5 protein-coding genes are annotated in these 5,734 nt (G+C 70.1%); all 5 read left to right on the top strand.

What is annotated here, in order from left to right; genetic code table 11:
• Positions 1-230, top strand: a 230-nt coding sequence (locus ACTIFU_RS22085) for a M20/M25/M40 family metallo-hydrolase (RefSeq protein WP_439580480.1), incomplete at its 5' end; no start/stop codon positions are given.
• Between the two features lies 1 nt (position 231).
• Entirely contained in the window at positions 232-1,497 is a 1,266-nt protein-coding gene (locus ACTIFU_RS22080; protein ID WP_439580479.1) for a hydantoinase/carbamoylase family amidase, read from the top strand.
• Positions 1,494-3,560 (top strand): hydantoinase/oxoprolinase family protein, encoded by a 2,067-nt coding sequence (locus ACTIFU_RS22075; RefSeq protein WP_439580478.1) that lies wholly within the window; start codon positions 1,494-1,496, stop codon positions 3,558-3,560. Before ACTIFU_RS22080 ends, ACTIFU_RS22075 begins: the two co-directional genes overlap by 4 nt.
• A 13-nt stretch (positions 3,561-3,573) precedes the next feature.
• Positions 3,574-5,259, top strand: a complete 1,686-nt coding sequence (locus tag ACTIFU_RS22070; protein WP_439580477.1) for a hydantoinase B/oxoprolinase family protein — start codon at positions 3,574-3,576, stop codon at positions 5,257-5,259.
• Between the two features lie 206 nt (positions 5,260-5,465).
• Positions 5,466-5,734, top strand: a 269-nt coding sequence (locus ACTIFU_RS22065; protein WP_439580476.1) for a transposase, incomplete at its 3' end; no start/stop codon positions are given.

The raw sequence follows: 5,734 nt of genomic DNA, 5'->3' as shown, positions 1-5,734 counted from the left end.
TGCTGGACCGGCTGCGCGCGGCAGCACGCGCGCGCGGCATCGCGGTGCACGAGATGCCCTCAGGCGGCGGCCACGACGCGCTCGCCTTCCACGACGCCGGCGTGCCGGCGGCGATGCTGTTCATCCGCAACCAGAACGGCAGCCACAACCCCGACGAGGCGATGGATCTCGCCGACTTCGCCGAGGCCGCGCGCATCCTGACGACAGTCGCTGCCACCCACGAGGGCTGAGATGCTTGCCAATCTGACGCCGGACGTCGATCTGGCGGCGCGCGTGTTCGAGGCGTTGCGCGCGCGCACCCATGACGGCGTGGGCATCACGCGCGAGGCCTATGGCCCGGGTGAGCGGATCGCGCATGAGATCGTGCTCGCCGAAGCGGCGACGCTCGGGCTCGACATTGCGACCGACCACATGGGCAACCGGTTCCTCACCCTGCCCGGTGCGGATCGCGCCGCGCCGCGGGTGATCGTCGGCAGCCACCTCGACAGCGTGACGCGCGGCGGCAACTACGACGGGGCGGCCGGGGTGGTCGCCGGGCTCGCCGCCGTCGCCGGAATGGCGCGTGCCGGGTTCACGCCGGGCCGCGACGTCACCGTGATGGCGATCCGCGCCGAGGAGGCGGGATCGTGGTTCCCGACCTCCTATCCCGGCAGCCGCGGCGCGCTCGGCCGGCTCGCACCGGAGGAGCTGGAGGTTCGGCGCCAGGACAGCGGGCGGACGCTCGCCGAGCACATGGCCGAGGAGGGTTTCGATCCAGAGGCCGCGCGCGCCGGCCGTGCGAGCCTGACGCGCGAGACCGTCGCCGCCTTCGTCGAGCTGCACATCGAGCAGGGGCCGGTGCTGGACGTCGAGGGGATTCCCGTCGGCATCGTCACCGGCATCCCCGGCTCGCGCCGGCTGCGCGCGGCCCGCGTGCTGGGCAAGTACGACCACTCGGGGGCGACCCCGCGCAAGTACCGCCACGACGCGGCGATCGCGCTTGCGGAACTCGCCTACCGGCTCGACGAGGAATGGGCGCGGCTGGATGCGATGGGGCGCGAGATGGTCTGCACCTTCTGCGTGCTCGCGACCACGGAGGACGCGGGCTTCACCAAGATCCCCGGCGAGGCGGAGTTCCAGCTCGACATCCGCAGCGTCGAGATGGCGAACTGCGATGCGCTGATGGCGGCACTGCATCGGATGGTGCCGGAGATCGAGGCGCGCCGCGGCGTGCGCTTCGAGCTCGGAGCCGAGCGCGGCTCGCAGCCGGGGCTGTTGGATGCCGGTGTGCGCGAGGGGTTGGCGAAGGCCGCTCGCGATCTCGGCATTATGCACAAGATGATGCCCTCGGGCGGCGGGCATGACGCGGCGGCCTTCGCCGCTGCCGGCATCCCCGCCGGGATGATCTTCGTGCGCAACCAGAACGGCAGCCACAATCCCGACGAGGACATGCGGATGGAGGATTTCGCGCAAGCCGCCGCGGTGTTGCAGCGCTGGATGGCAGAGGCGTCGTCGTGAGCGCGCGTCTCGCCGTCGATATTGGCGGCACCTTCACCGACCTCGCGCTGGAGAACGGCGCGCGGCGCTGGACGACCAAGGTGCTGACCACACAGGCTGCGCCCGAGCAGGGCGTGATGGAGGGCGTGCGCGCGATCCTCGCCGAAGCCGGACTCGCCCCATCCGACCTCTCGATCGTCATCCACGGCACCACGCTCGCCACCAACGCGCTGATCGAGCGCAAGGGGGCGAAGACCGCGCTGATCACCACCGAGGGCTTCCGCGACGTGCTGGCGCTCGGCAACGAGGCGCGCTTCGACCAGTACGACCTGCAGATCGTGCTACCCGAGCCGCTGGTGCCGCGCCGGTTGCGCCTGCCGGTCGGCGAACGGCTCGACAACGAAGGGCATGCGCTGCGCCCGCTCGACGAGGCCGGCTTGCGCGCGCTGGTGCCGACGCTGAAGGCGGAAGGGGTGGAGGCGATCGCGATCGGCTTCCTACACGCCTTCGTCAATCCCGCGCATGAGCGCCGCGCGCGCGAGATCCTCGCCGAGGAACTGTCGGACGTTCCGATCAGCCTCTCCTCCGAGGTGTCGCCGGAGATGCGCGAGTGGGAGCGGTTCTCCACCACGGTCGCCAATGCCTATGTGCAGCCGCTGATGAGCCGCTACCTGACGCGGCTGGAGAGCGGCTTGCGCGAGCTCGGCATTACCGCGCCGCTGTTCATGATGCTCTCGGGTGGTGGGCTCACCACGGTCGAGACGGCGTGCCGGTTCCCGATCCGCCTGGTCGAGAGCGGGCCCGCGGGCGGGGCGATCTTCGCCGCCACGATCGCGCGCGAATGCGGCATCGCGGATGTGCTCTCCTACGACATGGGCGGCACCACCGCGAAGGTCTGCCTGATCGACGACTACCGGCCGCAGACGTCACGCACCTTCGAGGTCGCGCGTGTTGGCCGGTTCAGGAAGGGCTCCGGCCTGCCCTTGCGCATCCCCGTGCTCGAGATGGTGGAGATCGGCGCGGGTGGCGGTTCGATCGCGCATGTCGATGCGCTGGGCCGGATCGCCGTCGGACCCGAGAGCGCGGGCGCCGATCCAGGACCGGCCTGCTACGGACGCGGCGGCGACAAGCCCGCGGTGACGGACGCGAATCTCGTGCTCGGTCGCTACGACCCGACGCATTTCGCCGGCGGCAAGCTCGCCCTGCATCCCGAGGCGGCCCGGCAAGCGCTGGTTGAGCATGTGGGCGATCGTCTCGGCCTCGATCCGCCGATGGCAGCACTCGGCGTGGTCGAGATGGTGGACGAGAACATGGCGAACGCGGCGCGCGTGCATGCGATCGAGTCCGGCAAGAACCTCGAAGGCCGCACGCTGATCGCCTTCGGCGGCGGTGGGCCGGTGCATGCCTATCGCGTCGCCGAGAAGATCGGCATCCGGCGCGTGCTGGTGCCGTCCGGCGCCGGCGTAGGCAGCGCGATCGGCTTCCTGCGCGCGCCCGTCGCCTATGAGGTGGTGAAGAGCCTCTACCAGCGCTTCGCGAGCTTCGATCTCGCCGCGGTGAACGCGCTGCTCTGCGAGATGCAGGCGGAAGCGGCCGCAATCGTGTCGCTTGGCGCGGCCGGGCAGGCGACCGAGGAGCACCGGCTCGGCTACATGCGCTATGTCGGGCAGGGCCACGAGATCGCCGTTCCGATCCCCGCGCGGGTTCTGACCGAGACGGATGTCGCTGCCATCCGCGCCGAGTACGACCGGCTCTATGCCGCGTTCTACGACCGGCCGGTGCCGGGCTCGGATGTCGAGATCCTGTCCTTCGCGGTGACGGTCGCGACCGTGCCGCAACCGGTCGCGGCGACGAAGGCTGCACCGGCGCGCGCAACGGCGGCGCCTGCGCGCAGCCAGGCGGTGCGCGACACCACCACGGGCAGCGTGTCCGAGTGGGCGATCTACGACCGCGCCTCGCTCACGCCCGGCGTGACGCTCGACGGCCCCGCGATCGTCGCCGAGGACGAGACCTCCACGCTGGTCGGGCCCGGCTGGCGCGCGGAGATCGACGGGTTCGGCTACATTCGGCTGAGCCAGGGCTGAGGGAGTTCGACCGATGACCGACATGGCCCCCGCGACGCCCGCCAGTGCCGCGCTCGCGAAGATCCAGACGCAGATCATGTGGAATCGCCTGATCGCCGTGGTCGAGGAGCAGGCGCAGACGATGATCCGCACGGCGTTCTCGACGACCGTGCGCGAGGCGGGCGACCTCTCCGCCGGCATCTTCGACCTCAAGGGCAGGATGCTCGCCCAGGCCGTGACCGGAACGCCGGGTCATGTGAACTCGATGATGGAATCGGTCGGCCACTTCCTGAAGAAGTTTCCAGCCGAGACGATGCAGCCCGGCGATCACTACATCACCAACGATCCCTGGCTCGGCACCGGGCACCTGCACGACCTCACCGTCGTCACGCCCGCGTTCAAGGACGGGCGCATCGTCGGACTGTTCGCCAACACCGCGCACATCATCGACATCGGCGGGCTCGGCATGGGCCCCGAGGGACGGTCGGTGTTCGAGGAGGGGCTCTACATCCCGATCGTCAAGTGCTTCGACCGGGGAGAGGCGAACGAGACCTTCTTCGACTTCCTGCGCGCGGGCAGCCGCACGCCGGTCGAGCTCGAGGGGGACGTCTATTCGCTGTGCGCCTGCAACGATGCCGGGGCGAAGCGTCTGATCGAGATGATGGACGAGTTCGGCATGGAGAGCCTCGACCCGCTGGCCGAGGCGATCTTCGAGGCGTCCCTGCGCGCGACCGAAGCGGAGATCGCGCGCCTGCCGCGCGGCACCTGGGAAGCCGAGATCCGCTCCGACGGCTACGAGGCCCCGGTCACGCTGCACGCCAAGCTGACGGTGCACGACGCCACCATCGACGTGGACTACGCCGGCACCTCGGGGCTGTCGACGCGCGGCATCAACGTGCCGCCCGCCTATTGCCGCGCCTATACGTGCTTCGGACTCAAGGTCGTCGTCGCGCCCGAGATCCCGAACAACTGGGCATCGCTCCAGCCCTTCCGCATCGCCATTCCCGAGGGCTGCATCCTCAACGCGCCGCGTCCCTACCCCGTCAGCGTGCGCCACGTGATCGGCCAGTTGCTGCCTGACCTGATGATGGGCTGCCTTACCCAGGCGGTGCCGGAGCGCGTCGCGGCGGAAGGCTCGTCGTGCCTGTGGAACCCGCCGCTGCGCGGCGGGTCGCAGGTGTCGGGGCAGAAGGCGAAGCTGCCCGACTTCGAGATCATCAGCTTCAACTCCGGCGGCACCGGCGCGCGCGCGACCCGTGACGGGCTCTCCGGCATCGCCTTCCCCTCCGGCGTGCGCACCATGCCGGTGGAGGCGACCGAGAACGTCGCCCCGGTGATCTTCTGGACCAAGGAGCTGCGCCCGGACAGCGCCGGCGCGGGCAGGACGCGCGGCGGGGCCGGCCAGATCATGGTGATCGGCACCAAGGGCGATGCCGAGTTCGCGGTGAACGCGATCTTCGACCGGGTCGCGAACGCGCCGAAGGGACGGTTCGGCGGCGGCAATGGCGCATCCGGTGCGGTGCTGCTCGACGACGGCACGGTGCTGCGGACGAAGGGGTTCCAGACCATTCCCGAGGGCCGACGGCTGGTGCTGCACCTTCCAGGCGGCGGCGGCATGGGCAACCCGCGCGACCGCGACCCGGCGCTGGTGAAGCGGGACGTCGCGGATGGGCTGGTGTCGAACGAGGCGGCTTCGCGCCTTTATGGCGTCATCGTCTGATCATCGCAGCGACCCTCACGCTGGCCCTCTCCCACTGACCTGGGAGAGGGACCGGGTGAGGGCAACCGCCGCTACGCGCGCAGGCTTTCCACCATCGCGCCGTACACTAGGCCGCGTGGACAAAGTTCACGAGGGGGATTCCCCCGACGCGGCTGAGTGTGATTCGAGGCTGATCTTCATGCAGGAGATCAGCGGTGATCCGAGGCTTGCTGAGTGACGAGGAGTGGGCGTTCTTCGCGCCGTTCGTGATCGAGACCGGCCCCCGACGCGGTCGCCCGCCTGTTGACCACCGTCGAGTGCTGGACGCGATTTTCTGGATCGCGCGCACCGGCGCGCCCTGGCGCGATCTGCCGTGCGAACTCGGCAACTGGAACTCGGTGCACCGGCAGTATCGTCGCTGGACGGCGAGCGGGCTGTGGGACGTGATGCTGGAAGCCCTGGCCGAGGGCGGCGGCGATGACGCGCTGCAGATGAT

Origin of the sequence: Elioraea sp. (assembly GCF_051860475.1) — a bacterium.
Lineage (GTDB): Bacteria > Pseudomonadota > Alphaproteobacteria > Acetobacterales > Acetobacteraceae > Elioraea.
The sequence above is the reverse complement of the archived record's forward strand: the minus strand, read 5'-3'. Positions and strand labels throughout refer to the sequence as shown.

Excerpts from the sequence above, each read along its gene's own strand:
- ACTIFU_RS22080 (WP_439580479.1), top strand. The coding sequence starts at position 232 with ATGCTTGCCAATCTGACGCCGGACGTCGATCTGGCGGCGCGCGTGTTC.
- ACTIFU_RS22070 (WP_439580477.1), top strand. The coding sequence starts at position 3,574 with ATGACCGACATGGCCCCCGCGACGCCCGCCAGTGCCGCGCTCGCGAAG.